At 42.1% G+C, this 26,619-nt stretch carries 27 protein-coding genes, 3 tRNA genes and 1 pseudogene; 14 read left to right on the top strand and 17 right to left on the bottom strand.

Annotated features, from left to right (window positions below; translation table 11 throughout):
- Positions 1-2 precede the first annotated feature (2 nt).
- Positions 3-93: transfer RNA gene (locus DPG01_RS03560), tRNA-Ser, on the bottom strand.
- 121 nt (positions 94-214) lie between these two features.
- Here DPG01_RS03560 and DPG01_RS03555 point away from each other — a divergent pair.
- Positions 215-2,092 (top strand): potassium transporter Kup, encoded by a 1,878-nt coding sequence (locus DPG01_RS03555; protein WP_110974202.1) that lies wholly within the window; start codon positions 215-217, stop codon positions 2,090-2,092.
- Positions 2,093-2,150: 58 nt separating this feature from the next.
- Here DPG01_RS03555 and DPG01_RS03550 read toward each other — a convergent pair whose 3' ends face one another.
- A complete protein-coding gene (locus DPG01_RS03550; protein ID WP_110974201.1) occupies positions 2,151-2,771 on the bottom strand; it encodes a hypothetical protein in 621 nt (206 codons plus the stop codon).
- Between the two features lie 255 nt (positions 2,772-3,026).
- Here DPG01_RS03550 and DPG01_RS03545 point away from each other — a divergent pair, with 255 nt between their 5' ends.
- The gene (locus DPG01_RS03545; protein ID WP_110974200.1) at positions 3,027-4,118 is read left to right on the top strand and encodes a DNA/RNA non-specific endonuclease; all 1,092 of its coding nucleotides are present in this window, start codon (positions 3,027-3,029) and stop codon (positions 4,116-4,118) included.
- A gap of 76 nt (positions 4,119-4,194) precedes the next feature.
- A complete protein-coding gene (locus tag DPG01_RS03540; protein ID WP_086209089.1) occupies positions 4,195-4,440 on the top strand; it encodes a hypothetical protein in 246 nt (81 codons plus the stop codon).
- Between the two features lie 79 nt (positions 4,441-4,519).
- On the opposite strand, the gene aqpZ is transcribed toward DPG01_RS03540, so the two are convergent.
- The gene (gene aqpZ / locus DPG01_RS03535; protein ID WP_086209088.1) at positions 4,520-5,206 is read right to left on the bottom strand and encodes an aquaporin Z; all 687 of its coding nucleotides are present in this window, start codon (positions 5,204-5,206) and stop codon (positions 4,520-4,522) included.
- Positions 5,207-5,336: 130 nt separating this feature from the next.
- Entirely contained in the window at positions 5,337-6,338 is a 1,002-nt protein-coding gene (locus DPG01_RS03530; RefSeq protein WP_086209087.1) for an AraC family transcriptional regulator, read from the bottom strand.
- Positions 6,339-6,448: 110 nt separating this feature from the next.
- Here DPG01_RS03530 and DPG01_RS03525 point away from each other — a divergent pair, with 110 nt between their 5' ends.
- Positions 6,449-7,087, top strand: coding sequence for a hypothetical protein (locus DPG01_RS03525; protein ID WP_110974199.1), 639 nt, complete (start codon positions 6,449-6,451; stop codon positions 7,085-7,087).
- A gap of 325 nt (positions 7,088-7,412) precedes the next feature.
- Here the strand turns inward: DPG01_RS03525 and DPG01_RS03520 are convergent, their stop codons facing one another.
- Together DPG01_RS03520 and hisF are read right to left on the bottom strand one after the other, a co-directional pair.
- Positions 7,413-7,745 (bottom strand): hypothetical protein, encoded by a 333-nt coding sequence (locus tag DPG01_RS03520; protein ID WP_228146988.1) that lies wholly within the window; start codon positions 7,743-7,745, stop codon positions 7,413-7,415.
- 234 nt (positions 7,746-7,979) lie between these two features.
- Positions 7,980-8,741, bottom strand: coding sequence for an imidazole glycerol phosphate synthase subunit HisF (gene hisF / locus DPG01_RS03515; RefSeq protein ID WP_322873878.1), 762 nt, complete (start codon positions 8,739-8,741; stop codon positions 7,980-7,982).
- Between the two features lie 110 nt (positions 8,742-8,851).
- On the opposite strand from hisF, the gene DPG01_RS03510 reads away from it, so the two are divergent.
- From DPG01_RS03510 to DPG01_RS03500, 3 genes are read left to right on the top strand one after another with little or no spacing between them, the layout of a single operon-like run.
- Entirely contained in the window at positions 8,852-9,802 is a 951-nt protein-coding gene (locus DPG01_RS03510; protein ID WP_086209083.1) for a homoserine kinase, read from the top strand.
- Between the two features lie 13 nt (positions 9,803-9,815).
- On the top strand, positions 9,816-10,445 hold the full coding sequence (locus tag DPG01_RS03505) for a DUF1294 domain-containing protein (RefSeq protein WP_110974197.1): 630 nt from the start codon (positions 9,816-9,818) through the stop codon (positions 10,443-10,445).
- Between the two features lie 29 nt (positions 10,446-10,474).
- The gene (locus tag DPG01_RS03500) at positions 10,475-10,867 is read left to right on the top strand and encodes a DUF4870 family protein (protein ID WP_086209081.1); all 393 of its coding nucleotides are present in this window, start codon (positions 10,475-10,477) and stop codon (positions 10,865-10,867) included.
- Between the two features lie 334 nt (positions 10,868-11,201).
- On the opposite strand, the gene DPG01_RS03495 is transcribed toward DPG01_RS03500, so the two are convergent.
- Positions 11,202-11,561, bottom strand: a complete 360-nt coding sequence (locus tag DPG01_RS03495) for a helix-turn-helix domain-containing protein (protein WP_110974196.1) — start codon at positions 11,559-11,561, stop codon at positions 11,202-11,204.
- 87 nt (positions 11,562-11,648) lie between these two features.
- Here DPG01_RS03495 and DPG01_RS03490 point away from each other — a divergent pair.
- Positions 11,649-12,991, top strand: a pseudogene (locus DPG01_RS03490) (APC family permease).
- A 13-nt stretch (positions 12,992-13,004) separates the two neighbouring features.
- The gene (locus DPG01_RS03485; protein ID WP_404814595.1) at positions 13,005-14,444 is read left to right on the top strand and encodes an NAD(P)/FAD-dependent oxidoreductase; all 1,440 of its coding nucleotides are present in this window, start codon (positions 13,005-13,007) and stop codon (positions 14,442-14,444) included.
- Between the two features lie 71 nt (positions 14,445-14,515).
- On the opposite strand, the gene DPG01_RS03480 is transcribed toward DPG01_RS03485, so the two are convergent.
- Entirely contained in the window at positions 14,516-15,415 is a 900-nt protein-coding gene (locus tag DPG01_RS03480) for a DMT family transporter (protein WP_086209077.1), read from the bottom strand.
- 92 nt (positions 15,416-15,507) lie between these two features.
- Between DPG01_RS03480 and DPG01_RS03475 the strand changes: the two genes are divergently transcribed.
- Positions 15,508-16,056: a helix-turn-helix domain-containing protein gene (locus DPG01_RS03475; RefSeq protein ID WP_110974194.1), complete on the top strand. Its 549-nt coding sequence runs from the start codon at positions 15,508-15,510 to the stop codon at positions 16,054-16,056.
- Positions 16,057-16,127: 71 nt separating this feature from the next.
- Here the strand turns inward: DPG01_RS03475 and hisA are convergent, their stop codons facing one another.
- From hisA to hisB, 5 genes are all read right to left on the bottom strand, one after another.
- Complete coding sequence (hisA, locus tag DPG01_RS03470; RefSeq protein ID WP_086209075.1) at positions 16,128-16,859, bottom strand: 1-(5-phosphoribosyl)-5-[(5-phosphoribosylamino)methylideneamino]imidazole-4-carboxamide isomerase; 732 nt, start codon at positions 16,857-16,859, stop codon at positions 16,128-16,130.
- A gap of 79 nt (positions 16,860-16,938) precedes the next feature.
- The gene (locus DPG01_RS03465; RefSeq protein ID WP_110974193.1) at positions 16,939-17,607 is read right to left on the bottom strand and encodes a 3'-5' exonuclease; all 669 of its coding nucleotides are present in this window, start codon (positions 17,605-17,607) and stop codon (positions 16,939-16,941) included.
- A gap of 112 nt (positions 17,608-17,719) precedes the next feature.
- The gene (locus DPG01_RS03460; RefSeq protein ID WP_086209073.1) at positions 17,720-18,232 is read right to left on the bottom strand and encodes a DUF805 domain-containing protein; all 513 of its coding nucleotides are present in this window, start codon (positions 18,230-18,232) and stop codon (positions 17,720-17,722) included.
- 278 nt (positions 18,233-18,510) lie between these two features.
- On the bottom strand, positions 18,511-19,128 hold the full coding sequence (gene hisH / locus DPG01_RS03455) for an imidazole glycerol phosphate synthase subunit HisH (protein WP_110974192.1): 618 nt from the start codon (positions 19,126-19,128) through the stop codon (positions 18,511-18,513).
- Positions 19,128-19,721 (bottom strand): imidazoleglycerol-phosphate dehydratase HisB, encoded by a 594-nt coding sequence (hisB, locus tag DPG01_RS03450; RefSeq protein ID WP_004691554.1) that lies wholly within the window; start codon positions 19,719-19,721, stop codon positions 19,128-19,130. The genes hisH and hisB overlap by 1 nt, the downstream gene beginning before the upstream one ends.
- Positions 19,722-19,813: 92 nt before the next feature.
- Between hisB and DPG01_RS03445 the strand changes: the two genes are divergently transcribed.
- The 4 genes from DPG01_RS03445 to DPG01_RS03430 all read left to right on the top strand — a co-directional run bounded on the left by DPG01_RS03445 (position 19,814) and on the right by DPG01_RS03430 (position 21,559).
- Positions 19,814-20,191, top strand: a complete 378-nt coding sequence (locus DPG01_RS03445; protein ID WP_086209070.1) for a GNAT family N-acetyltransferase — start codon at positions 19,814-19,816, stop codon at positions 20,189-20,191.
- Between the two features lie 185 nt (positions 20,192-20,376).
- Positions 20,377-20,452, top strand: a tRNA-Phe gene (locus DPG01_RS03440).
- A 136-nt stretch (positions 20,453-20,588) separates the two neighbouring features.
- Positions 20,589-20,664: transfer RNA gene (locus DPG01_RS03435), tRNA-Phe, on the top strand.
- 142 nt (positions 20,665-20,806) lie between these two features.
- Positions 20,807-21,559 (top strand): class I SAM-dependent methyltransferase, encoded by a 753-nt coding sequence (locus tag DPG01_RS03430; RefSeq protein ID WP_110974191.1) that lies wholly within the window; start codon positions 20,807-20,809, stop codon positions 21,557-21,559.
- A 10-nt stretch (positions 21,560-21,569) separates the two neighbouring features.
- Here the strand turns inward: DPG01_RS03430 and DPG01_RS03425 are convergent, their stop codons facing one another.
- The 4 genes from DPG01_RS03425 to ompR form a co-directional block, all read right to left on the bottom strand.
- Entirely contained in the window at positions 21,570-21,989 is a 420-nt protein-coding gene (locus DPG01_RS03425) for a GNAT family acetyltransferase (RefSeq protein WP_086209068.1), read from the bottom strand.
- Positions 21,990-22,116: 127 nt separating this feature from the next.
- Positions 22,117-23,634 carry an acetyl-CoA hydrolase/transferase family protein gene (locus tag DPG01_RS03420; protein WP_086209067.1) on the bottom strand — a complete coding sequence of 506 codons (1,518 nt, stop codon included), beginning with the start codon at positions 23,632-23,634 and terminating at the stop codon, positions 22,117-22,119.
- A gap of 205 nt (positions 23,635-23,839) precedes the next feature.
- Positions 23,840-25,300 (bottom strand): ATP-binding protein, encoded by a 1,461-nt coding sequence (locus DPG01_RS03415; protein WP_110974190.1) that lies wholly within the window; start codon positions 25,298-25,300, stop codon positions 23,840-23,842.
- A 303-nt stretch (positions 25,301-25,603) separates the two neighbouring features.
- The gene (ompR, locus tag DPG01_RS03410) at positions 25,604-26,368 is read right to left on the bottom strand and encodes a two-component system response regulator OmpR (RefSeq protein ID WP_086209065.1); all 765 of its coding nucleotides are present in this window, start codon (positions 26,366-26,368) and stop codon (positions 25,604-25,606) included.
- Positions 26,369-26,619: the final 251 nt, after the last annotated feature.

The following is a 26,619-nucleotide window of genomic DNA, read 5'->3' as shown; positions in this document are numbered from 1 at the left end:
TTTGGCGGTGAAAGAGGGATTCGAACCCTCGAAACGCTATAAACGTTTACACACTTTCCAGGCGTGCTCCTTCAGCCACTCGGACACTTCACCATGGCGGAGGATAATATCGAAAAACATGGCTATCGACAAGGTGAAACAATTGAATTCGAGCAAAAGTTTTAGCTCAATGATATGATTCGCAAAAATAGTGTCGATAATTGAAGACAAGATTATGCAAAGTACTGCAAAAAAAGCCGCACTGCCTGCGATTACCTTGGCAGCTTTAGGGGTTGTGTTTGGGGATATTGGAACCAGCCCACTCTATGCATTGAAAGAATCATTTCATGCTGCACATGGTCTAGGAATTAACCCAGAGAATGTTTTGGGTATTCTGTCGATTATTTTTTGGACTATGACGATGGTCATTACCATTAAATATGCTGCGATTGTGATGCGTGCAGACAACAATGGTGAGGGTGGCATCATGGCATTGCTTGCACTCAATTTACGCAATACGAATTTTAGTGATCGTAGAAAATTGCTTTTAATTTCGATTGGTTTTATTGGGGCTTCACTATTCTTTGGGGATGGTATTATCACCCCAGCTATTTCAGTCTTATCTGCTGTAGAAGGCTTATCCATCGCAACAGATGCTCTAGACCCTTATATTGTGCCGATTGCAATTAGTGTGGTCACAGCTTTGTTTGTGATGCAAAAATATGGAACCGCTTTTGTCGGTAAATTCTTTGGGCCTATCACTTTATTATGGTTTTTTTCCCTCGGCATACTTGGAATTTCGAGCATTATTCAAACGCCTTTGGTTTTAGGCATGCTCAGTCCGCATTGGGCCATTCAATTTATTGTGACCCATCCTTTAATGACGTTTTTTATTATGGGAGCCGTGGTACTGACAGTAACGGGTGGTGAAGCACTGTATGCAGATATGGGACATTTTGGACCAGTACCGATTCGCTTGGCATGGTTTATTGTGGTTTTACCTTGTTTATTGCTCAATTATGCAGGGCAAGGGGCTTTATTACTTCGCGATCCAGCAGCCATTGAAAACCCGTTCTATCTTTTAGTGCCAGAGTGGGCTTTGTACCCTATGATCTTCTTGGCTACTATGGCTGCGGTCATTGCTTCTCAGGCGGTGATTTCAGGGGTATTCTCTTTGGCTCGTCAAGCGATTCAATTGGGTTATTTGCCACGTTTGAATATTAAACATACGTCAGATTTAGAGCAGGGGCAGATTTATGTTCCTTTGCTGAATTGGGTCTTGTTAGCGTCAATTATTATTCTGATTCTGATTTTCCAAACCAGCTCGCAGCTTTCTCATGCCTATGGTTTAGCCGTGACGATGACTATGTTGTGTGACACTTTGCTGATTGCTGTATTTATTCGTTATACATGGAAATGGAGCATGCCAAAATTGGTACTGCTGATTATTCCATTCTTAACTTTAGATTTGGTCTTGGTCAGTGCAACCTCACTTAAAGTGCTTTCAGGTGGTTGGGTCCCTTTGCTGATTGGTGGTATTGCTTTCTTATTATTAATGACGTGGAAGCAAGGTCGAGAATTAACTTTTGCTAAACTTCAGCAAGATACTCTACCGCTGGATTTATTTGTACAAAGTATTGGTGAACAGGCCAACTGGGTTGAAGGTGAGGCTGTTTTCCTAACTGGAACACCGACTGTTGTACCGCATGCGATGCTACACAATATGAAGCACAATAAAGTGTTACATCAAAAGAACATCATTTTGACAGTCAAAATTCAGGATGTGCCGTATGTAGAGGAACAAAATCGTTTCCATGTTGAAACCATGAATCCACATTTCTATCGCGTTGAATTGTATTATGGTTTTAAAGACGAAATGAACATTCCTTATGCACTTGAAGCCGTTTATCAAGCGATTGAGCTTGAATATAACCTGATGCAAATCAGTTTCTTCGTTTCACGTGAGCGGATCATCAGTACGGTGGGTGAGGGCATGATGCCGTGGCGTGAGAAATTATTTATTTCGATGCAAAGAAATACCAGTCCGGTGAGTGACTTCTACCAAATCCCGCCGAACCGTGTGGTTGAGTTAGGTAGTCAAATCGAGATTTAAACTTTAAAAAAACCAGCGTTTACGCTGGTTTTTTTTGGAGGATAAATGAATTGTGATCTTAGTTCATTGGATCATTGACTGGTGCTTCAGGCATCGCTTGCATGGGTTGTTCCATTGAAGCATCTGGCAAAGCTTGAGCGGGTGCATCAGGTGACGGCAATGAGTCAGATTCAACTGCATTTACAGGTGCTTCAGCCGAAGAATCGAGCTGAGGTGTAGCCGCTGGTGCAGTGTTCATATCTACATTTGCCGTTGGTGCGACAGCATCATTAAGTGCTGCTTCAGCTTGTTGTGCTGAGAGTTCGGCATTCGGTGCTAGAGGGTGTTGTTCAGTAGGCGTGGCGGCGATTTCTTGTGGAGCTGATGCATCAGGCATCACTTGTTGTACGGGCGCCTCAGTCTGAGTTGTAGTTGGCATCATAGCTTGGTCATTTGGCGTACCCTGAGTAGCTTGATTCACAGGAGCGGGAACATTTGCAACATTCGGTTTAAGTAATTTAATTTGCCCTGAATTTACGAGTTCTTGAATTGAGCCTGGTTGACCGTTCACTGTTGTGGTTATTTTGGCTTGAGATAGACTTTCCAAAGTATCGCCGGGTTGAATAGGTGGTTCAGCAAAAGCAGAAGCACTGACCACTGTACCGATTAAACCAATTGACATTAAAATTTTAGAATGCATAAGAACTCCGTAAAAGGCATGTATTATTTGTTCGATTCCTTTTTACCTTGGCATATAATTTGAAGTGACAGCAATGAAAGATACGCAATCGCATCACGTTGCCGTAGAAAAACTCTACAAAAAAGACATTTTGTTACATGCAAAATCATCTAAATTTGCAGTTTTGTTTAATTGTTATGCGAATAGCTTTAGAGCGATATACTTCGTATACGCTGATTGTTAAGCTCGTGAAAAATAGATGTTTATGTAGTTGTGATGGCGAAGAAGAAAAGCGGTTCAGGTCAGTCTGTATCTAAAATGTTTAATCAAAATGGGCTGAAATTTATCTTGGGATTAGTGGCAACAGGAAGTTTTGCAATTGCCTTTGGTCAGGAAAAAATTCAGCAATACGTCTCTTTAAGTCCAAGTTCCAATGCAGCCTGTTTAGAGCAGTTTTACCGAGAAACTCCGCCCTATTTGTTGAAAGATAGTTTGAGCAAACACAGTTATGCACTGTGCTTTAATGGTTTTAATGTCATGTATTCGGGTGTTTCAAAAACACCACTGTGGGTAGCAGAAGCGTTGACGCCACAACGTCTGAGTCAGAAAATCCCGCGCGAGGATAATTTCCATGAGGAATCAAATGTTGCGGTAACCCATCGCGCGACATTATCCGACTATCGAGGCTCAGGCTATGACCGTGGACACATGGCGCCTAATGCCGATATGCCGAATAAAGATGCACAATTCGACAGTTTTTCTTTGGCCAATATGGTACCGCAAGCCCCTAAAAATAATCAGCAGGTCTGGCGTGAACTTGAAGAGGCGACGCGCGCAATTGTGACCAAACAAAAGCTTGATGTTTTTGTAGTGACAGGACCTGTATTTCAGGGCAAGAAGCTTAAAACCATTGGACAGGGAGTGATTGTTCCGAGTGCGGTTTATAAGGCTGTGTATATGCCAAAAACAGGGGCGATTGGGGCGTATTATGCACCGAATGATAATTCACAGCAGGTAAAAGTTGTCAGTGTTTGCTATTTGGAAGAGCAGTTGGGAATGAATCTGTTTCCGCAACTGACAGAAGAACAAAAGCGCAATACCTACAAACTCCCGCTGACAGCCAATGCTGTCAAAGCTCAACAGGCTATTCAATATTCGCATTGGGATGCAGAAAGCCAGTGTGCGGAAGATGTTTCATCAGAGCAGCTCAAAGCGTTACAAAAAGACTTTAAGTCGGGGTCGAGTCAGTCGAGTGCAAAAAGCACAGATCAGACCAACAGTACAGGCATTGATTCGGCTACACAGGATGCTATTGTGAAGCAATTGATTGACGTATTGTTGCAATATATTTTGCAGCTGTTACGTTAAAGTTCTAAGCAGCTGGATGTGTATGGGTTCGGCTGTTTTATTCGATGACCGAAGCATAAATAAGAGTAAAAATAATATGTTTAAACCTTTTATACAGGGAGCGGAGTCACATGCCATTCATGACTTGACTCTTGATAATGACGTGGACTGTGTCAGTATTTATGGCAACTTACAACTCACCAAAGACCAAGTGGGTTTAGCAGCAGCCAAGGCACTACAGAGCTATATCAATGCCATCGTGCAACAGCTAGAAAGCGAGGTTCAACTTCCTGAAAAAATTCAGCGTTCAGAGACAGGGGAAATTGATAACCCTTTTTTATAAGTTCTAAGCATGTTCCATGTGGAACATTTAAAAAGCCCACATTCGTGGGCGTTATGCTGGTAGGGAATGGGAACAGCGTCTAAGCCTTTCTTTCCAAAATTTTATAAATGATGGCACCGATAATTGCGCCAATAATAGGTGCCACCCAAAATAACCAAAGTTGGCTTAAAGCAGCGGTTTCGGCAAAGAGGGCAACACCTGTACTACGGGCTGGATTGACCGAAGTGTTGGTGACAGGAATACTAATCAAGTGAATAAGTGTCAGAGCCAGACCAATCGCGATTGGGGCAAAACCAGAAGGTGCAAGTTTATCGGTCGCACCCATAATGATAATTAAAAACATTGCTGTTAGGACAATTTCAATAATTAAAGCTGAGATTAAAGAATACTGACCAGGAGAGAGCTCGGCATAACCATTGCTTGCAAATCCTCCTGTGCCAACAAATCCAGCTTGCCCTTGTACAATCAAATACAAAACCCAAGCTGCTAAAATTGCACCAATAACTTGAGAAATAATATAGGGAATCAGATCTTTGCTCTCAAAGCGACCACCGACCCATAAACCGATACTGACGGCAGGGTTAAAGTGTCCACCTGAGATGTGTCCGAGTGCAAAAGCACCCGTTAAAACGGTTAAACCAAAGGCAAGAGCAACGCCTAGAAAGCCGATGCCCAATTCAGGGAAAGCTGCAGCAAAAATAGCACTGCCACAACCTCCGAAGACCAACCAAAATGTTCCGATGAACTCAGCAAGATATTTATTCATAATGTGCCTTTTGTAGTTATTGATGTTTTATTTGTTTACAACGTATATTTAACGAGAAAGCGATCGTTTTTCAATCAATTTTAACAAAAAAAGCGTGACATCTTGATGACCTTAGAAAATTTGAGGATTGTTAGTCAACGTGTTGTAGTCGCCATTGTTGCGGGGTGAGCTCAGTCCATTGTTTAAAGGCACGCTGAAAAGCACTTTGTTCAGAATAACTGAGCAAGAGGGCAATTTCCTGTAAGCTCAAGTGTGGATCTTTTAAATATTGTTCTGCCAAGACACGTCTTACTTCTTGCATTCTGTGTTGATAAGTCGTGCCTTGTTGTTGTAAGTGGCGCTGTAGTTGTCGTACTGAAAAGCTCAATTGCTTCGCAATATGCTCAATTTGATATTGGTTTTTTTGGAGTCCTGTCAAAATAGCATGTTGTAGCCGTTGGTCAATGTGAGTGGAATTGGGCAATTTTTCAAGTAGGGCTTCGGCTTGCTGTAACAGTAGTTTTTGTAATGTTTGATCGCCTTGTTGAAAAGGCATAGATAATTCACGCAGTGGAATCATCATCATCGGTCGACTTTGGGAAAAGCGAACGCGACAATTAAAATACTGTTCATACTGTAGGGTATTTTTAGGGGTAGGATGCGTGAAGTGCACTTCATAAAGCTGAATATCTTCATGGGCGACAAAGTGTTTCATAAATTGAATCATCAGTGCCATTGCCACTTCATTACTCAGTTGTGTGGTGAGTTCAATCGGCATTTCCACCCAACCAAAACATAGGTTTTCACCTTCAACGGCAACATATAATGAGCTACCATCATAAATCAGCCGATGAAAGTCATGGTAACGGGTCAGTGCTTCACCAAGCGTCTCACAGGATAGCGCAATATAGGCCAAGATACCTAAATGCTTAGGTTGTACATATTGAGCAATGTCGAGTCCGAGAGCCGGCGTTTGTAGATGGCTGTCGAGATCATTCAACAACGCTAACCACAGAGCATAATCAAAACGTTCTAGATTCTGAACTTTCTCAAGTTTTTCAGAAATTGGATAGCCCACCGCTTGGCAATAGGCATAGAGTAAATGACCTAGCCCGCCGTAGACTGAACCTGTGTAGTCTTTGAAATGTTGCATTTATTCGCTCTATTGTTCTTGTCGTGATTTGTCAATGAATTGGAATGCTAGGGTCAATATTTAGCATAGTTTCCACATTATATTCAATCTGAAAACAGGAGGGATTTGACATGTGGAAGGGTTTTGTCGCGGGATTGGTGGTGGCCAATGCCTTTGAGTGGGTGGCACATAAATATATTTTGCATGGTACACACCGTGCGGGTAAGCCACGCTACAGCCCTGTGCCTGACAGCATGAAGTCACATTGGGAGCATCACCGAGAAGTACGTAAAACGGCGTTTCACGACCACGGGTATGTTGAAGGCTGGAGTAACTGGCGTACTAAAAATGAGATCATTTCACTGGCTGTAGTCGCGGGTGTATTTGGAACATTATTTTATCCAGTGTCCAAAGGGATGACTTTATCTGTGCTGTATTCTGCTGGAAACTATTATTATATTCACCGCCGTGCGCACTTAGAACCTGACTGGGCAATGCGTAAAATTCCGTGGCACTATGACCACCACATGAACTCTAATCAGGATGCCAACTGGTGTGTGACTAAGCCGTGGTTTGACTATATTTTAGGGACTCGCGTGATTTCATCATTGGACTTGCAAGAACAAAATCCATTGGGCATTACCTTGCCTCAAAGCGTGTCTGAGCGTTTAACTCAATGGGTAAATCAGGTCTTTCCTGCAAAATGGGTTAAGGCACCAGAAGCTGTTGAGAGTAAGCCTAGGCAGATGACAGAAACTATCGCTGGATAATAGGGTTAATGTGAGAGTTGTCGTGATTTGTCAATAAAATTGGTATGTATTGTCAATATTTCATCATTTGAACATCTTATAGTAAAGTTGTTGATGAGGTGATTTCACTTCATGAGCTTAGTACGTCATTTTTCATTTTCCAGTTTAACAGAGCAATATAGTCGTTATTCTAGGTTTATAGGGAGTCGCAAGACTCCCTTTTTTTATCTCAAAAATTGAGAGTGTAGGTTCGAACAAGATCCAGAGAGCATTCTAAGCTTTAACATCTGCTGCATAATTGAGGCAATGGCACTAGCTGTGAATGAGTACAGTGGAATTGAGCTTTTTAATTCATCTGTTTTTTAAAGCCCGTTAAAATATAGCGATCCATTTCGTCCTTATACTGTGGAGAAAACTGGAAGCAAATGGGGTCATTCACTTTTAATGTGTTCAGCTCTGGAAAGCGTTGTCTGGCTTGTAGACTGTTGGTAAATATGAACCCTTGTCGATCATTTTGAAAATAAAAGGCTTTTTCAATGCTGACGTTGTGTCGGTTTTGCTGTCTGATTTCTACCCATTGATGAAAAGTTCCGCAATAACGAATTTGCTCAGGGGCGGCAAAGGCTTTTTTATAATACTGTGTGAGTTGGTATTCTGAGAACATTACATAACTAAACATGCACAAGCCTAAGAAGGGAATAATGGCGAACATGGTAAAAGGATGATCTGTGTATTTTCTTAATAGGTACAGTAATAGAAATAAGAAAGCGATGCCAAAGATAAGAAAAATAACCTGTAAGTCTTGCACTGTTTGATCTCTAATTGTTGTTCTAAATAGTTATAAAAAACTGAAGTCATAAAAAAAAGAGCATCTTTCGATACTCTTTTAATCATTTCAGAATGATGCTGTCAATTATAAACGCATTTCAATGCCTTGTTCCGCAAGGTATTTCTTCGCTTCAGGAATGGTGTGTTGCCCAAAGTGGAAAATTGAAGCAGCCAGTACGGCGTCGGCTCCACCTTTTAAAATACCATCTGCCAAGTGCTGTAAGTTGCCAACACCACCCGAAGCAATGGTTGGAATAGTGACACGGTCATTGATTTGGCGCATCAGCCCGAGGTCATATCCTGCTTTGGTGCCATCGGCATCCATCGAGGTAATCAATAGTTCACCTGCGCCAAAGTTAGCCATTTTCACTGACCACTCAATGGCATCAATGCCTGTTGGTTTACGGCCACCATGAGTGAAAATTTCCCATTTATTTTCACCCGTTTTTTTCGCATCTATAGCAACCACAATACACTGTGCGCCAAAGCGTTGCGATGCTTCTTGGACAAATTCAGGATTAAATACCGCTGCTGAGTTAATGCTCACTTTGTCTGCACCAGCATTGAGTAAGAGACGAATGTCTTCAACTTTACGTACCCCACCACCGACGGTTAAGGGAACAAAAACTGTTTCAGCCATACGTTCAACGGTACGGTAGGTTGTGTCGCGGCCATTTGAGGTTGCTGTAATATCTAAGAAGGTAATTTCATCAGCACCTTGCTCGTTATATCGGCGTGCTACTTCTACTGGGTCACCTGCATCACGAATATCAAGGAATTGAACACCTTTCACTACACGACCGTTGTCTACGTCGAGGCAAGGAATAATACGTTTAGCTAGCATAATTTTTTCCAAAAATAACAGCCGATTATGAAACTTCGCGACTTAGATGCTACACCTTAATAGTCGGAGCAGGTATTCTATCAAACTTATGTAAGTTTTTTCGCAGGTTTTATATGTCGGTTTATACCACTTTGACTTTACAGGAAGTTCAGGCGTTTGCAGCACCTTATGGACTAGAGGTGATGGATCTGATCCCGATTCAAGGCGGTATTCAAAATACGAACTATTTTATTGTGTGTGAAAATGCTGTGCAGTACGTGTTAACTGTATTTGAAGAGATGGATGAACAAGGCGCAGGCGAGTTGGTTCCTGTACTTGAGCATTTGGGTCAAGCAGGTTTAACGGTACCCGTGCCATTAAGTCATTCAGGCAAAGCCATTCATAGCTTAAAAGAGAAGCCCGCACAAATTGCCCCACGGATGATGGGCAAACATCCCATGCCTGCGACCCTTGAGCAAACTGAGGCAATTGCCGTTGCACAAGCGAAAATGCATGTCGCATTGCAAGATTTTCCACTGGAACGTGCAGAATACCGTGACCATGATTACTGGCTGGCGGTGGCATTAGACATGAAACCGACTTTAACTGAAGCGGATCAAGCATTATTGAGCAAATTATTGGGTCTATACGATGCATTGTCGGCAGTTTATCCGAATCGTCCAAAAGGTTTTATTCATTCGGACTTATTTCGAGACAACACTTTGTTTGAGGGCAATCAGCTCAAGGGCATTTTAGACTTTTATGAACTGAATAAAGATGAGTTCTTGTTCGATATTGCGATTACGCTGAATGACTTCTGCACCGAATACCCAAGTGTACATTTAAATGAAGCCAAGGCCATCGCATTTTTAAACGCCTATGAAAGCATTCGTCCTTTGACTGCTGATGAAAAATCTTGCCTAGAGTTGTATCTCGCAATGGCTGCTGCACGTTTTTGGATGATGCGTTTACAAGTGGCACAAAAAAATGCAGAACAAGGCCGTACTGGGGAGGATATTTTGCAGAAAAATCCTGTCGAAATGCGTAATATGGTGATTGACCGCTTAAAGTTTGTAACTACTTAAATAGGAAAGAAAAATGCGTGACCAAGGACGACTCATTGAATGGTTTGATGATAAGGGCTACGGCTTTATTCAGCCTAACGATGACAGCAAAGATCGCGTGTTTTTACATATCAAGGACTTTGCGCGGCAAGGTCCTCGCCCCATAGTAGGATGTGCATTGGAATATAATGCAATTTTAGATGCGCAAGGGCGTTATCGTGCACAGCAAGTCAGCTATTTAAAAGCATCACAAACCCAAAATAATCGGACTCAAAAGAAGCCCCTGAAAAAGACCGTACAAGGCCAAAATTTGCGTCCAATGCAAATCGCTTCGGTGGCGTACATTGTTGTTTTAGCGTTGTTGATGCTGCTGGGGCGTTTAAGTGGGTTGGTGTTGCTCTTTATTAGTTTAATGAATGCAGCCAGTTATTGGTTCTATGCACAAGACAAAGAAGCGGCGCAAAATGGGCAGCACCGCGTACCTGAAAATACGTTGCATCTGCTTTCATTTTTAGGCGGATGGCCTGCCGCATGGCTGGCACAGCAAAAGCTACGTCATAAAACACAAAAACAACCCTTTAGAAAGATTTACTTTTGTACAATCTTTTTCAATATTCTTTTAATTTTATGGCTTATTTCTCCTTTCAATAGTTTGCCTATTTAAAGTCAAAAGCCCACTTTATGAGGGACAATATGAATTATTCAGTCGATCAAGATCCGAATCGTAGCCTGACCTTTATTCTTTATATTTTGTATATTGTTGCGATTTTTTCCGCAGGAATTTTAGCAGTGATCGCTTTAGTCATTAATTACATCAAGCGCGATGCAGTCCGTGGTTCTATTTTTGAGAGCCATTTTACATGGCAGATTCGCACGTTTTGGTGGTATTTAATTTGGAACGTGATTGCCTTTGTGCCGTTTCTTTTCTTATTCTTTACAGGTGAAAATGCCACGGCATTTGCAGGTGTAGCACTAGGCGCTTCAACCTTCTGCGTCGCCGTGATTGTACTGTCATGGGTGTGGATTGTATATCGTGCGATTAAAGGCATCATTCGTTTAAATGATAATGAGCCGATGTATCAATAAGACCAGATGACTTTAAAAGGGCAGTTTGCCCTTTTTTTAGGTCTGTATCTTTTGAGATGGGATTTATGCACTGAGATGAAACCATATAATGCAGCAGTTTCACTATTTTTGCGCAGGCTTTAAAAAAGCACTGTACCAAATTAAATTTTATGTTTTACATTTTTGTTCAATAGATCTTACATTTTTAATATTTATAATTTACATTTTTATTTAATATATTTTACATATTTAATAATTTAAATTTACTTTTTTAATAAAATAACTATACATTAATGTACAGTTATTTATATAAAAATATGTTCGATATTGATTATAAAAAATAGCATGATTCTGGCTAGGCATAGAATCTTCCACGACGACGACGCAAGCCTAAAACATGAATGGCACGAACCAGTACGGCATAAGAAACCGAATAGCCAAAGTGCTGTTCAAAAAGTGGAACTAAATCGCTAATATTTTGAAATTTTATATTTTTAACAAATACTTGGAATTCATTCCAGTCTTTAATGTGGCTAGGTGCTCCACGATTACTAGCCGCTTTTGGAGATAAATCTCCAGTTTCTTCCTCTAGCTTAATCCATGCATCGAGGGTCACACGTGAGATGTTGAATTCTTTGCAAACAGCAACCTTATAATCAGTGAGTTTATAGCGTTGAATTGCTGCTTTTCGAGTTTCTAAATCGTATTTAGGCATTTTATTCAATATTCTTAAAATACAGAAGATGCTATTATATGGCATAGTTGTTGCAAAAACCAAAATCACTAGATTGAAAAATGAAAGATGGTGATTTCGGTGAAAAATGCAGATTTTTCTTTAAAGAAAATGTCACTATGGCAAGTGGTCATTATTGGTGTGGCCTACATGACCCCAATGGTGGTGTTCGATACTTTTGGTATCGTGTCTGGGATCACCGATGGTCGTGTGCCATTGGCGTATATTCTGGCGTTGTTTGCGATGCTATTAACGGCATTTAGTTATGCACGTTTTAGTCGGGTCAGCGGTGACTCAGGTTCTGCTTATAACTACACCGCACAGTCCTGTGGAGCTAAAGCGGGCTTTTTTGTTGGTTGGTGTTCACTGCTCGATTATATTTTACTGCCTTTAGTTAATGCTTTACTGGCGGGTATTTATTTGGAAGCGGTCATTCCGAGCGTGCCCTATTGGGTCTGGGTGGTTTTATTTACAGGTTTAGTCACCCTAATCAACTGCTTCCGAATCAATATTTTAGCGAACTTGAGTTTGGTGTTTGTGCTTTTGCCCTTACTGTTGATGGTTCTGTTTATTTATTTGGTTATTCAAGGGGTGGGGTCAGCGCAAGGCTATGATCATGTGCTGACTTTAGCACCATTGTTTAATGGGGACAGCTCTGTTTTACCTTTGATTGCGGGCGCCTCCATTTTATGTTTTTCATTTTTGGGTTTTGATGCAGTTACAACCATGTCGCATGAGACCAAAGATCCGCAAAAGAACATTCCGCGTGCGGTTTTACTTACCACATTGGCGGGGGGGCCATCTTTATCACAGCATCATGGTTTATTCAGTTGTACTTCCCAACGAATGTGCGTTTTAACAAACCTGATGAAGCTTTACCTGAGATTGTTCTCTATGTCGGAGGGGCATTGTTCCAAGCTGTATTTCTGTGTGCTCAAATCATGAATACCTTTGCTTCAGGTCTGGCGACTCATGCGAGTGCTTCACGCCTAATTCATATTATGGCGAAAGATGGCATTTTCCCCAAAGCAACCTTTGGGCAATTACATGCAAGACTGGGTACCCCCTTGTACGCGGTATTGAGCATTGGCTTGATCTCATTGTCTGCCATTTTCTTAGATCTTGCGACTGTGGTCAGTATGATTAGCTTTGGTGCATTGATTGCCTTTACGGCGGTGAACTTCTCGGTTTTTGTGAAGTTTTATCTGTTGGAAAAACAAACTCAAGGCGTCAAAAACAAATGTCTCAATTTGATCCTGCCTCTGTTATCCGTATTGGTGATGCTTTGCCTGTGGGTTAACTTAGAACGAAATGCCCTGATTTTTGGGTGCTCTTGGCTAGCAATTGGTATTGGGCTATTTATTTATAAGAAATTGAAAAAGCAAAACATTGTAATTGGAAATGCATACTAAACCCTGCATGAAAATGAAAGTAATATTGAGTGTAAATGAAATGAATATGAATAAACCGACATTTGTAGATGACGTTGAATACAAAGCCAGTTTTGCTGTACAAAGCGGCAAAGAGTGGAATTGGTTAAACCCGCAACATGGTGCGTTTGATCATCCTGCCAATTACTATGAAAGTTCAATGCATGTATGGCATGAGTTTGATGCTTTAAATGCAGATATCGAATGTGATGTCGTAGTGATAGGTGGTGGCTTACTGGGAACCTCGGCAGCACTGCATTTGTCGGAGCAGGGTGTAGATACGGTCTTGGTTGAAAAGAACCGAGTGGGCAGTGCTGCCTCAGGGCGCAATGGTGGGCAACTCACACCGGGATTGGCACGTTGGGAAGCCGAAACCATGATCGAGCACTTCAGCTTTGAAGAGGCAAAAAAGTTATGGCACTTTACCTCAACTGAAGCCATGACTTTGATTGATGACATTACTGAAAAATATGATTTAGATTTACAACGTAAACGTGGACATCTAACGGCCGCAGTACACCCAGGGCATTTAGATGCCTTGCGTGAAGGCATGCAAGCACGTCAGTACTTAGATGAAAAAAATACCTCAATGCTGACCCAAGAGGAATTACGAGAGCATGTGCAATCGGATAACTATTTTGGCGGCTTATTGGATCATCTAGGTGGACATATTCATCCTTTAGCATTGACACGTGGTTTGGCGTATGGCTTTTGCCAAAAGGGCGGTAGCATCTATGAGCAAACAGAAGTGCAGTCGATTCAGGAACGTGCCGATGGTATTTATGTGACCACAGCGCAAGGGGTGATTAAAGCACGTAAAAGCGTGGTGATGGCTGTACACCATGCTTCATTTAAACTATTAGAAGAACGTAATCAAACTACGATTCCTTTTTATACTTACGTCTGTACCACAGCACCTTTAGCATTAGATTTGAAAGAGCTATTGCCGACGGATCTGCCTGTATACGATACGCAATTTCAAATTGACTACTACCGTGGCGTTTCAAAAAACCGATTGTTATTTGGGGGCGAAGGCACTGGCTCGTGTTGGAGTCCTGAACAAACCCATGACTATTTGCTGGGACGTATTCAGCATGTATTTCCTCAGCTAGAGCAGGTGGCACTTGACTTTGTGTGGAGTGGAACGACAGATTTAACCGTTAATGGTGCGGCAGACAGTCGGAAATTTGGTCATCAATATCCCATTTATGCTGTACAGGGCTGGAGTGGGCATGGTGTTGCGCAAACGGTGCGTATTGGTAAAGCCATTGCCGATGATTTCTGTGGTCAATGTGATGATTTTAATATGTTGACCCGAATTCAACATCAGAACATTCCTTTTGGTCGGGCATTGGCACCGTTAGTGATTCCAATTGCCAAAAGTATGTATGGTTTAGGAGCAATGATTAATCCGGGTAAGATGGTATCGTTCTAAACATGAACTTGTGCTGCTGAATCTATACAATTTATGTTTAGACTCAGCAGACACCGCATTTGAACGTTAAATTAGCGCTGTTCAGCTTCTTTTTTTGATTTCAACAGTTTGGGTTTCCATTCACTCATCATAATGCCAAACACCACCAAGAGACCGCCCAACAAAGCCAGTGGTGCTAAACGTTCTCCTGCAAGGCGCCCAAAAAGCGCTGCCCACACGGGCTCTCCTGCGTAAATAATCGCTGCTTGTGATGGGTTGACTGAGCGCTGTGCCCAATTCATGACATATTGAATCACAGCACTGGCAAGCCCCAATCCAAATGCAATGCCTAATAATGGCCATGAAAAAGCAGGTAGTTGTTGCTCACCAGCCAGTGGCATGGATGCAAAAGCGAGCACAGAGGCAACCGCCAGTTGAATGACCGTCACCCGACCAATATCAACTTTTGGGGCAAAATAACCAATCAGAATAATTTCCATTGCTATAGCAATTGCACCGAGCAGGGTTAAGGTCTGGCCAAAATTCAATGAGATTGAGTTCAGACTATTGCCTGTGAGCAGGACTAAGCCTATAAACGCACAGAGTGCACCAATCCAAATCATAAAATGGGGCACTTTACGAAAGATCAACCACAATAGTAGGGGGACTAGGGGGACATACAGTGCCGTTAAAAAGGCAGATTCACTGCTACTGACTGTTTGTAGTCCGACCGTTTGTGTGCCATAGCCAATCGTGACCATACAGCCAATGAGTGCACCTGCCCACAGGTCCTGCCGGGTGATGTGTTTTAAATGTTGATAGGAAAATAAGCCAATAATGGTCGCGGCACAGGCGAAACGACAACCGACAAAGAACATGGGGGAGCTAAAATTTAAGGCATATTTCACGGCCAAGAAGGTGCCGCCCCAAATAAAAGTAATGAGAATCAGCGCAATCACAGGCGCTTTAGAACCGAGCTGAGTATTCAACATAAAAAGACTGGTGTGCAATATATTGCACATAGCTTGTCATGCTTTGTTTTTGTGTGCAATATATTGCTCAATATTTTTTTTGATTTATCTGTATGAACTCTCCTGCGGTGCTACAACACGTCAGTCAAAATGTGCGTCATTATCGAAGTTTAAAAGGCCTGAGTCAGCAGCAACTCGCTGATTTAGCTGGGTTAAGCCGTCGTATGGTAGCTGGGGTTGAATCTGGGCAGGACAATATTAGTCTGGCAAAGCTCAGCTTGATAGCCGATGTGCTTGAGGTCGATTTTGTACAAATTATTGCTGCGCCTGAACAGCAAGGGCAAGCGGTGGTGAACGTTTTGGCTTGGCAGGGCACACAAGCACACAGTGAAGCAAAATTAATGGCTTCAGCGGCAGCGACACAAAAAGTAGAGCTATGGACATGGGTACTGGCACCGAATGAACACTATAGTGCTGAACCTGACCCAGAAGGCTGGCGTGAGATGCTCTATGTGATGGAGGGTGAACTAACTTTGGATTTGGCAGGCGACATGAAAGTCTTGGGTGTAGGAGAGTCGATCGTTTTTTCGAGTGCCATTGAATACCAATATATCAACCGTGGCAATGTATCGTTAAAGTTTATTCGTAATGCAATTTATTAAGAAGCAGATCTTCAAACTGATATTTAATGCATAAAAAAGAGGTCAATAGACCTCTTTTTTAAATTCTACAGTTAGAGCGATTGTTCATCTAATAGCAATTGTGCTTCACGTAGGTTTAAACTGCCTTCGTAAATCGCACGACCAGTAATTGCACCTAAAATACCAGGTTGACCTTTGAGGTTACGTACGTCATCAAGGTTGGTCACACCACCTGATGCAATCACAGGTAGGCCAGAGTATTGTGCCAGTTGAACAGTTTGTTCAACATTGACCCCTTGCATCATGCCGTCACGTGCAATGTCGGTATAGACAATGCTTGATACGCCTGCATCGGCAAAACGTTTGGCCAAATCAGTTGCCTTCACATCGGTCACATTGGCCCAACCATCGGTGGCCACCATGCCATTCATGGCATCAATCCCGACAATGATATGACCTGCAAATTTCTTACAAGCTTCTTCAACAAACTCAGGTTCTTGAACTGCTTTGGTGCCAATAATGACAAAAGATACACCCGCTTCTAGGTAGTGTTCGATGGTTTCTAGTGAGCGAATACCGCCGCCGATTTGAATGGGCAGTTCAGGTTGTGCGCGAGCAATCGCTTCAACCACAGGTTTATGAATTGGCGTACCCGCGAAAGCACCATTTAAATCGACCAAATGTAAGCGACGCGCGCCTTCATTTACCCAGTGCTGTGCAGTTGCAACAGGATCATCAGAGAAAACCGTATCGTCTTCCATACGACCTTGTTTTAAACGAACACATTTGCCATCTTTCAGGTCAATTGCAGGGATGATCAGCATGCTTTCGCTCCTAGCCAAATCTTAAATAAAATCAATGTCAGTCATCTTAGCAAAGTATTGGCAATTTTCTAAGCACCTGTTACAGCTTTTCATGACGAGGAGGTTTTATGATATTTTCCAGTTTTTGCAAAATCTCTTTCGGTAGTTGTTCCAAATGCCGCAATTCTTCAAAAACCAACAGGGCGGCGTAGGCATCGGCGGCAGCATAGTTAATTTGTTCAGGCGTAAGGACTTTCCTTGCCCAATTTGACGTGCTGACTTTTTTGCTTTTCGGGAAGTTGAGTTGAAACAGCAGGGCGATGACATTTTTAATGCCGACAGGGTTGGACAAACCAAAGCTTACAAAGCATTTTGACAGCTCAACCACGCCCTTGAGCTCAAAACCTTTTTTGCGGAACAGATGAGCATCATTTTTTAAACCAAAACCCACTTTGAGCTGGTCTGGATTCGCCAAAAATGGCGCAAGGAAGCTCCAAATGGGAGGGCTCATTTGAAACAAATAAGCACGCTCGACGCTGGCCAGTTGAATGAGATGTGGCCCAGTGGAGACTTCTCCCACTTGAAAGGTCGGTTTGGACTCGCTATCAAAACCGAAGATGGCAATCTGTTCCAGTTCAGTGCGAATGGCTTCACACTGTTCTACGTTCTGAATGACATGAATCGCTTGCATTGGCAAATTTTGAAAACGAGGCAAAATTCGAATGTGTTCTTTGTTGGGGATAGGGAGACTGGGTAGGGAATTATTCATGTTATATCTGAGGCATGCTTTTATCTCAGACTAGTGGTTTTTGATTTTAAAGGCAAAATAAAACCTGCAAGAAGCAGGTTTTAAGTACAATCCAAGATAACAGAATGCATTTTTATTGCTGTTGCATTTCGATCTGTGATTGATTGGCACGCAGTATATAGCTTTGATAAGAAGGCAAAGCAATTGCTGCTAAAATACCAACGACAAATAGCAGGATATAAATCCACGCTAGAATTGTTTCCCAACCTGCGGTTGGGCGTGGCGAACCATAGCTATTGCTACGATCATCACCTGGTGCAAAAATCAGGTAAAGCATTAAGATCACGTTAGCAAGAGGTACCAGCATTAACAGCGATAACCAGCCCGTATGGTTGCGGTCATGTAGGCGACGAATGGTAAATACGAAGGTGAAATAGAAAATTGCTATATAAATCACAGCAAGAAAAATCATGCCACCACCAAAGTTGCCTGTTTCCATGTTGATGAAAGTCGTTGGAAAAATCACGGCAAAAATACCAATGATAATCACAGCGACGATGGCAAGGAGGCAGTTCCATGCGAGATATGAAAAACGTCCGAAGCGACCTGCGGCGTTCAGCGCAGATTCTTGTACATATTGAGTCATAGTGACTTACCTTATCGTTGTAAATTAAATTTTTTATAAATAAAAATGTCTAAAAAGCAGGCAAATCATAATCAAATTTGGTGACAATGGAAAGTCATTACGACAATGCTGAATATGTTAGTGTGTTTTAAATCAAAAATTTACAGGCTAAGGGGATAGCAAAAAAAAGATGAAAGCTTATGCACAGCATTTTTGGGGTATTACCGAAGTTGAGTGAATCGTGAATAAAAAAGCCCAACCGAAGTTGAGCTTTTTACTACAACAGATGTAGAGATAAATTAAATTTTCCATTCCACAAAGTTTTTTAGCAGTTGCAAACCTGCGGTATGGCTTTTTTCAGGGTGGAACTGTGTTGCAAATAAATTTTCTTGATGAATCGCGGTACAGAACTCTAAACCATAGTCACAAGTTGCAGCCACAATGTTGCTATTCTTCGGTTCAACATAGAAGCTGTGAACAAAGTAAAAACGTGCATCTTGTTCAATGTCTTTCCACATTGGGTGGCTTGGGTCAGCTTGATGAACTTGGTTCCAGCCCATGTGTGGCACTTTTAAGCCATCTACATCTGGAAAACGTCTTACCGTTCCTTCAAAAATACCGAGAGCATCGACACCGCCGTTTTCTTCAGAGCGTTGCATCAGCGCTTGCATGCCGACACAGATCGCCAAGACTGGCTTATTAAATGCCGCATGACGAACGACTTCATCAATCCCTGCTTCATGCATGCCTTGCATACAGTCACGCATGGCGCCTACGCCAGGGAAGACAATTTTATCGGCCTGAGCAATCAGTTTAGGATCATTGGTCACATCGACTGTTGCACCGACATGTTCAAGCGCTTTTGCTGCTGAGTGTAGGTTACCCATACCATAGTCAAGAAGGGCAATACGGGTCATTACAAGCTACCTTTGGTTGAAGCAATGGTGTTGGTTGCACGTGGGTCAATTTCACATGCCATACGAAGCGCACGGGCAAAAGCCTTGAACACACTTTCAATTTGGTGGTGGCTATTTTTCCCTTTGAGATTATCAATGTGCACTGTCATTAAAGCATGGTTCACAAAGCCTTGGAAAAACTCAGAGAATAAATCCACATCAAAACGACCAATCATGGCGCGGGTAAATGGAATATCCATAAACAAACCCGGACGGCCCGATAAGTCCACCACAGCACGGCTCAAGGATTCATCCAACGGTGCATAAAAATGACCATAACGGCGTAACCCTTTTTTGTCACCTAAAGCTTTGGCAAAAGCCTGTCCAAGCGTGATACCACAGTCTTCAACCGTGTGGTGATCATCAATTTCCAAGTCGCCATCACATTCAATATCAATATCAAATAAGCCATGTCGCTTGATTTGATCAATCATATGATCTAAAAAGGGAATACCTGTGTTGAGCGTGCCTTGACCCGTACCATCGAGGTTTACACGAACTCGAATTTTGGTTTCGTTGGTATTTCTTACCACTTCACTGATACGTTCTGTCATAGACACGTTCCTCAAAGACGTCAAATAATTGATGTAAAATGTTTCGCCGTAACGAAGTCACCGCATATTAGATTGCTCAGGAGGGTTTATCAATGCCTATTACCGTACACGCTTATACTTCACTAGAAAAAGAAGAGTTGCGCAGCCAGCTAGAGCGACTGTACGACACCAGTCCTGAATTTGGCGATGGGCATGATGCCGTAGAACAACTTGAGCAGAATCTGGCTCAGTATACCTTACTTTATACCGCAGAATTTAATACTAAAGTCATTGGCGCACTTTGGTGTAGCGGGCAGGGTGAAAATAAAACGCTTGAATATATCGTGGTACATCCAGCAAATCGTGGGCGAGGGGTTGCGGAGCGACTGGTTGAAGAAACGTGTCGCATGGAAGAAAGTAAAGGTGTGAAAGTGTTTGAGCCAGGCTGTGGCGCGATTCATCGTTGCTTAGAGCACATTGGCAAAATTTAAGTTTTTTGAGGTCATTTTAAGCTGCTTTTCTTCATGGAAAGTGATTGAGCCTTAGTTTAAGTACACAGGGTGAATCAAAAAATGTGCAAAGGGTGTTGAATATTGCTGTAAAAGTAAGCATTCAAAAGATTTTTGTGAAAACACACTTGACGCTACACGGCTTAAACTGTTTAATACGCGACATCGGCGTGATAGCTCAGTAGGTAGAGCAACGGATTGAAAATCCGTGTGTCCCCAGTTCGATCCTGGGTCTCGCCACCATATTTTAAATCTAATTTAAAGATTTCAATCCCTGATCCCATCAGGGATTTTTTTTGCCTGAAATTTATTCGATCAAATAAAAAAGTGATGATTTTTATTGACTATTCATCCGAGATACGGCTTAATACACGGCATCGGCGTGATAGCTCAGTAGGTAGAGCAACGGATTGAAAATCCGTGTGTCCCCAGTTCGATCCTGGGTCTCGCCACCATATTCAAAAAAGCCTCAAACATTGTTTGGGGCTTTTTTTTGTTTGAATAAAAATTCCATCTGATTGGATGTTGGACAAAATTATGCTTTTCGTGCTGGAGGGTGTGTTAATTTCGAATCAAAAATAAGATTGAGGGTGGCTTATGAAAGATTTATTTTCATCAGGAAGTTCGCTTTATCAATTGGCACGTCCGAGTTATCCAGCGAGTTTGATTCAAGAAATACTCAAGTATGTAGTTACTCCGCAATTTGCATGGGATTGTGGTGCGGGGTCGGGACAGCTGACTCAACTGTTGGCACCTTATTTTGATGCCGTGGTGGCGACAGATATCAGTACCCAGCAGTTACAGCATGCGCCATATTTTGAAAATGTCAGTTATCAAGTTCAGTCCGCAGAGCACACCAGCTTTGCTGAGCAGAGTTTTGATTTAATTACAGTGGCACAAGCGATTCATTGGTTTAACTTTGATCGGTTTTATGCAGAGGTGAATCGCACATTAAAATCAGATGGAGTTCTCGCTGTCATCGGCTATGGCCTTATTCAACTGCAACATCCTGAGCTACAGGGCTGTATTGAGCGACTTTATTTTAAGACTTTGAAGGGCTATTGGGATGCCGAACGACGATATGTCGACGAGGCCTATCAAACCATTCCTTTTCCTTTTGAAGAAATAACGACGCCTGAATTGTCGATGTCGTTTCAGTGGTCTGCTGACCAATTGTTGGATTACTTCAATACTTGGTCTGCGTTGAAGCATTATCGAGTGAAAAATGCCGATGACCCTTTATACGAGTTAAAAGTATTTTTTGCGCTTGATGATCATGTGAGCCAAATCTTTGAACTTACATTTCCAATTTTTGTAAGATTGGGACGTCTAGCGGTATTGGTGCATTAAATGTCTATGCTTAATCGGTAATCAAGCGTTTCCCAAAACAGACCACATCAATTTCTTCATAGCCCAGTTGTTCATAGAAGCTCTGCACGTCGATATTTTCTTTACGTACAAGCAACTGTAGTTTGGGGCAGCCCAAAGCAATCAGGCGCTTCTCTAGCTGCTGTATGAGTGCGGTTGCGACCCCATTACGTTGGAAGTGTGGATGTACCGCCAAATAATTAATCCAACCACGGTGACCGTCATAACCCCCCATCAAGGTTGCGATCAGTTGCTCATCTTTGACAGCCAATAAAAACAGACCATCTTTTTGTGCAGTCTTTCTAAAAATATCAATTTCAGGGTTGTTCCACGGGCGAGTGAGGTCACACACCTCCCAGAGGGCAATGACGTCTTCTAAATCGGTTTCGAAATAGGGGCGAATAATGAACATGAGCTTGGCATTTTTATTTTTTGGATGCCTTTAGATTAATTGAGTTTTTTTATTTTGATAAGTGTTTTATTACACTTTTCATCAGATATAAAAAAACGCCCAACTGGGCGTTTTTTAAAGCTTTGAATTAAGCCGATTTTGCTTCTGCTTGTACAGGAAGCATGTGACCTGTTTCTTCAAAGTTAGAATGCCAAGACAATGCTTCACGAAGGATATGAGGGGTATGACCGCCTTTCTCACATGAACGTGTGAAGTAGTCATTTAATGCATCACGGTAAAGTGGGTGAGCACAGTTGTCGATAATCGCACGTGCACGCTCACGTGGTGCTAAACCACGAAGGTCAGCCAAACCTTGTTCAGTGACTAGGATGTCAACGTCATGTTCAGCATGGTCTACGTGAGAGGCGAATGGAACGATTGATGAAATATCACCGCCTTTTGCAATTGATTTGGTCACGAAAATTGCCAAGTGTGCATTACGGGCGAAGTCACCTGAACCACCAATACCATTCATCATTTTCGTACCGCAAACGTGAGTTGAGTTTACGTTACCGTAAATGTCGAACTCAAGTGCAGTATTGATGCCGATAATGCCAAGACGACGAACCAATTCAGGGTGGTTTGAAATCTCTTGTGGGCGCAGTACTAACTTATCTTTGTATGCTTCAAGGTTATTAAATACTTTCTCGCCATATTTAGCAGAAAGGGTAATTGAAGAACCTGATGCAAATTTCATTTTACCCGCATCAATCAATTCAAAGGTACAGTCTTGGAGTACTTCTGAGTACATGACCAAGTCTTCGAAGTTTGAATCTTTAAGGCCTGTAAGTACAGCATTGGCAATTGAGCCAATCCCTGCTTGTAATGGGCCTAAGTTTTTAGGTAAGCGATTTTCAGCTACTTCTTTTTCAAAGAAAGCAATGAGGTGATCTGCAATACCTTGAGTTTCATCATCTGGTGCCGTTACGGTAGATGGAGAGTCGTGTAAGTCGTTGTTGATGACGATACCGACAATTTTTGCAGGGTCGATATTGATTGCATGTGTACCAATACGCTCATCGACTTGAGTTAGTGGAATCGGTTGGCGTGTTGGACGGTAAGTTGGAATATAAATATCGTGTAAGCCTTCAAAAGCAGGGCTTAAGTTGGTGTTGATTTCAACAATGACTTTTTCAGCAAAAATGGCGAAGCTTGCAGAGTTGCCGACAGACGTTGTAGGAATGATGCCTCCATCTTCAGTAATTGCGACTGCTTCAATCACAGCAATATCAGGTTTTTTCAACTGAAGGTTACGCATTTGTTCAACAGTTTCAGACAAGTGTTGGTCAATGAACATCACTTCGCCTTTGTTGATTGCTTTACGTAAAGTGTTGTCTACTTGGAACGGTAAACGACGTGCCAATACACCTGCTTCAGTCAATTGCTTGTCTAGGTCATTGCCTAAAGAAGCGCCTGTAATTAGTGTGATTTTTAAAGGATTTGTGTGCGCACGTTTAACCAATGCCAAAGGTACAGCTTTCGCTTCGCCTGCACGAGTGAAGCCACTCATCCCTACAGTCATGCCATCTTCAATAAAAGCAGACGCTTCTTCTGCACTGATGACTTTATCGTGAAGTGAAGCTAAACGGATACGATCTAAAGACATGGTTTACTCTCGTTAATATTCTGGATCTGGCACCGATTGTACCGATCAAGAACGACATTGTGCATACCTGTTAGGCTAAGGTCTAATTTTTTGAAAAAATGTGGGTATAAGCTTTTCTGATGATTTGTAAGTATTTGAAATATATTTGGTAAAATTAAATTGTTGAATAGTTGAACAAAATCATTTGCTCAACTATTGTTCAATATTAAAAATGCTCTACTAGTGTTTGCTTGAGTTTTTCGAGCGGATTGTTGTTTGAAATTTCAACATCTTGCTGAGTATTTAAGGGGAGAGAAATAATTGCTTCGAGTCCACCTTGTGCACGATTATGAATAATCAATTCGCCTTGATGAATATCCACAATTCGCTTCACAATCGCGAGACCTAAGCCACTACCTTGTACGGTTCGGGCTTCATTACCACGGACAAAAGGTTGCATGAGCTCTTCAATTTGGTCTTCTGGGATCCCTTCGCCATGATCCGCTACGCTAATTAAAATGTGTTCATTTTCAAGTGTTGCGGAGAGTTCAATAGGTTCAGCACCATAACGTTTTGAATTATTGATGAGATTACCGATTAGGCGTTTGAGAGATAAACTGCGTGCTTGAATAATGGGAAGTTCTGTTGCGTCAAAACGAATATCTAGAGGTTTGAACTGCACCACCAATTCTTGTAACAACATATTTAAATCGGTGTCTTGGATTTCCTCATCTGAACCGTCGCGCATATAGGAAATGAACTGATTTAAGATCGCATCCATGTCCTCGACATCATAAATCAGACCTTCTTTTAAAAAATCATCATCAGGCATCATTTCTGCACTGAGTCGGATACGGGTCAATGGTGTACGTAAGTCGTGGGAAATCCCTGCCAACATAATTCGACGGTCACGTTCAGTTTGATCTAAGGTATAGATCATGTGGTTAAAAGCCTGATTGACCTCACGGATTTCTTGTGGCCCATGGTTGGTCTCGAGATAAGGGGCTTTTCCTGTCTTACTGTAATTATTGGCAGCATTTTGCAGTCGACGTAGCGGGCGGTTAAGTTGGCGAACAAGGGTTAAAATAATGGCCGCTGCAATCAGGGGAACACCAAGTAACCAGCCAAAAATCAGCTCTGGACTATAGTTGGCATAGGTTTTGAGTGGTTCACGTACCCAGTTACCATTCATTTCTGGGGTTTGAATCCAAATACGTGGACTCGGTTTAAATTGAAAATAAACTGTAGCATGTTCTACATTCAGCTCTTTGGCGAGCTTGGCTTCAATTTGGTTGGTAAAGAATTCAGCAATGACCTTGTCTTTGACATTTGGATATTCTTTGGGGTTGGTAACGTATTCAATGCCCACCCGACTTCTTAGCCAGTCATCGACATCAACTTCCGCATCTTTATGATAAATACGCAAATCAGGGTTGTTGAGTATTTCTAATTCAACCGCAAGATAGCGGGCGTGTTGTTGAATTTCAGGTAGATATAAGGTTCGCCAAAAGAACCACAAGGACATAAATAAACTAAAGAACACCACAAACAACACCAGCACAGTGGTGCGCATGGCAGCAGAGCGTGGCTTAATTTTGTCGAGAAACCGTTCCCAACGCGTGCGCTTTCTCTCTGAGTAAGCTTCGTAATCTGTAAATTTTTGAGGGTCGATGGGTTCGAGTTTCACGTGATTTCCTGTTTCTATGTAAGTAACATAGTTCAATGGTGACAGGTATGCGATACGCGAAAAGTCATCTGCAATTGTTCGAGGCAGGAGCTCTGAATGTTATAAAGTTTCTGCGAGTATGATGTTGAAATGCAGAAATATGCCGAGTTTTGCAGATGGCAATGGTTTTGCTTACTTTTGTCGAAACAAAAGTAAGGCGAACCGCAGGTTAATCGATAAAGTTGAGCTTAATTTTAGGACTCCGTCGTGCCTATTATTGCTACTCAGCTTTAAAAGACCAAAGCCGTATTTTTCAGTTTTGAATTATTCCGCGCCATCTGGAACAAAGACATAACCCACACCCCAAACGGTTTGGATATAACGCGCACGAGCAGGGTTTTCTTCTACTAGACGACGTAGGCGAGATACTTGGACATCAATCGAACGTTCCATTGCACCCCATTCACGGCCACGCGCAAGGTTCATCAATTTGTCGCGAGTCAAAGGCTCACGTGGGTGTTGTACCAAGGCTTTCAGTACCGCAAACTCACCTGTAGTTAAAGTCACGACTTGACCTTCACGCGTTAGGGTACGTGTTGATAAATCAAGTGACCATGGACCAAAGCTGACCACTTCCATTTGTTGGCTTGGTGCACCTGGAACTTCACGGACTTGGCGGCGTAATACGGCGCGAATACGTGCTAACAACTCATTTGGATTAAATGGTTTCGGTAAATAGTCATCTGCACCTGCTTCTAGGCCTGCAATACGGTCTGAATCACTGCCACGTGCGGTCAGCATGATGATAGGTGTGTCAATATTGGATTGGCGTAGACGACGGCAGATACTTAAGCCATCTTCTACAGGGAGCATGAAGTCGAGCACAATCAGTGAAAACAGTTCGCGCTGTAAGAGACGATCCATTTGGGTTGCGTCATGCGCTGTTTTTACCACAAAGCCTTTATCTTCTAAAAAGCGTTGGAGTAGCGTACGTAAACGTACATCGTCATCTACCACTAAAATGCGTTCAACGCGATCGGCGTCGTTATGTACGGCATCTGTTTTTTCAGCAGGTACAACTAAACTCATTGAAGTGCTCCTTTATTCTTTATTGTCATCGTAAACAAAAGTCGGGGTAGTCTTGAGTATACGACTCATTTGTATGTCTTTACTATGCTCTAAAGCAACAAATATTGCAGGTAAAATCAAGACATAGATACCAAATGTATACATCTTAGCCCATAGAAAAACATGGCAAAGAATGACTAAAAATAAGATTTAACACTGAAAATAATATGGATTTATGAAATTTGCCCGAAATATGTCACATTTAAGCGGTG

The sequence above is a fragment of the Acinetobacter sp. WCHAc060042 genome (assembly GCF_003231195.1).
Classification (GTDB): Bacteria; Pseudomonadota; Gammaproteobacteria; order Pseudomonadales; family Moraxellaceae; genus Acinetobacter.
Note: the sequence above shows the minus strand (reverse complement) of the source record. Positions and strands in the feature narration are given on the sequence as shown.

Bases quoted from the DNA above. Each gene is read 5' to 3' on its own strand.
- DPG01_RS03555 (WP_110974202.1), top strand. From the start codon at position 215: ATGCAAAGTACTGCAAAAAAAGCCGCACTGCCTGCGATTACCTTGGCA.
- DPG01_RS03550 (WP_110974201.1), bottom strand. From the start codon at position 2,771: ATGCATTCTAAAATTTTAATGTCAATTGGTTTAATCGGTACAGTGGTC.
- DPG01_RS03545 (WP_110974200.1), top strand. From the start codon at position 3,027: ATGGCGAAGAAGAAAAGCGGTTCAGGTCAGTCTGTATCTAAAATGTTT.
- DPG01_RS03540 (WP_086209089.1), top strand. From the start codon at position 4,195: ATGTTTAAACCTTTTATACAGGGAGCGGAGTCACATGCCATTCATGAC.
- aqpZ (WP_086209088.1), bottom strand. From the start codon at position 5,206: ATGAATAAATATCTTGCTGAGTTCATCGGAACATTTTGGTTGGTCTTC.
- DPG01_RS03530 (WP_086209087.1), bottom strand. From the start codon at position 6,338: ATGCAACATTTCAAAGACTACACAGGTTCAGTCTACGGCGGGCTAGGT.
- DPG01_RS03525 (WP_110974199.1), top strand. From the start codon at position 6,449: ATGTGGAAGGGTTTTGTCGCGGGATTGGTGGTGGCCAATGCCTTTGAG.
- DPG01_RS03520 (WP_228146988.1), bottom strand. From the start codon at position 7,745: ATGTTTAGTTATGTAATGTTCTCAGAATACCAACTCACACAGTATTAT.
- DPG01_RS03510 (WP_086209083.1), top strand. From the start codon at position 8,852: ATGTCGGTTTATACCACTTTGACTTTACAGGAAGTTCAGGCGTTTGCA.
- DPG01_RS03505 (WP_110974197.1), top strand. From the start codon at position 9,816: ATGCGTGACCAAGGACGACTCATTGAATGGTTTGATGATAAGGGCTAC.
- DPG01_RS03500 (WP_086209081.1), top strand. From the start codon at position 10,475: ATGAATTATTCAGTCGATCAAGATCCGAATCGTAGCCTGACCTTTATT.
- DPG01_RS03495 (WP_110974196.1), bottom strand. From the start codon at position 11,561: ATGCCTAAATACGATTTAGAAACTCGAAAAGCAGCAATTCAACGCTAT.
- DPG01_RS03485 (WP_404814595.1), top strand. From the start codon at position 13,005: ATGAAAGTAATATTGAGTGTAAATGAAATGAATATGAATAAACCGACA.
- DPG01_RS03480 (WP_086209077.1), bottom strand. From the start codon at position 15,415: ATGTTGAATACTCAGCTCGGTTCTAAAGCGCCTGTGATTGCGCTGATT.
- DPG01_RS03475 (WP_110974194.1), top strand. From the start codon at position 15,508: ATGAACTCTCCTGCGGTGCTACAACACGTCAGTCAAAATGTGCGTCAT.
- hisA (WP_086209075.1), bottom strand. From the start codon at position 16,859: ATGCTGATCATCCCTGCAATTGACCTGAAAGATGGCAAATGTGTTCGT.
- DPG01_RS03465 (WP_110974193.1), bottom strand. From the start codon at position 17,607: ATGAATAATTCCCTACCCAGTCTCCCTATCCCCAACAAAGAACACATT.
- DPG01_RS03460 (WP_086209073.1), bottom strand. From the start codon at position 18,232: ATGACTCAATATGTACAAGAATCTGCGCTGAACGCCGCAGGTCGCTTC.
- hisH (WP_110974192.1), bottom strand. From the start codon at position 19,128: ATGACCCGTATTGCCCTTCTTGACTATGGTATGGGTAACCTACACTCA.
- hisB (WP_004691554.1), bottom strand. From the start codon at position 19,721: ATGACAGAACGTATCAGTGAAGTGGTAAGAAATACCAACGAAACCAAA.
- DPG01_RS03445 (WP_086209070.1), top strand. From the start codon at position 19,814: ATGCCTATTACCGTACACGCTTATACTTCACTAGAAAAAGAAGAGTTG.
- DPG01_RS03430 (WP_110974191.1), top strand. From the start codon at position 20,807: ATGAAAGATTTATTTTCATCAGGAAGTTCGCTTTATCAATTGGCACGT.
- DPG01_RS03425 (WP_086209068.1), bottom strand. From the start codon at position 21,989: ATGTTCATTATTCGCCCCTATTTCGAAACCGATTTAGAAGACGTCATT.
- DPG01_RS03420 (WP_086209067.1), bottom strand. From the start codon at position 23,634: ATGTCTTTAGATCGTATCCGTTTAGCTTCACTTCACGATAAAGTCATC.
- ompR (WP_086209065.1), bottom strand. From the start codon at position 26,368: ATGAGTTTAGTTGTACCTGCTGAAAAAACAGATGCCGTACATAACGAC.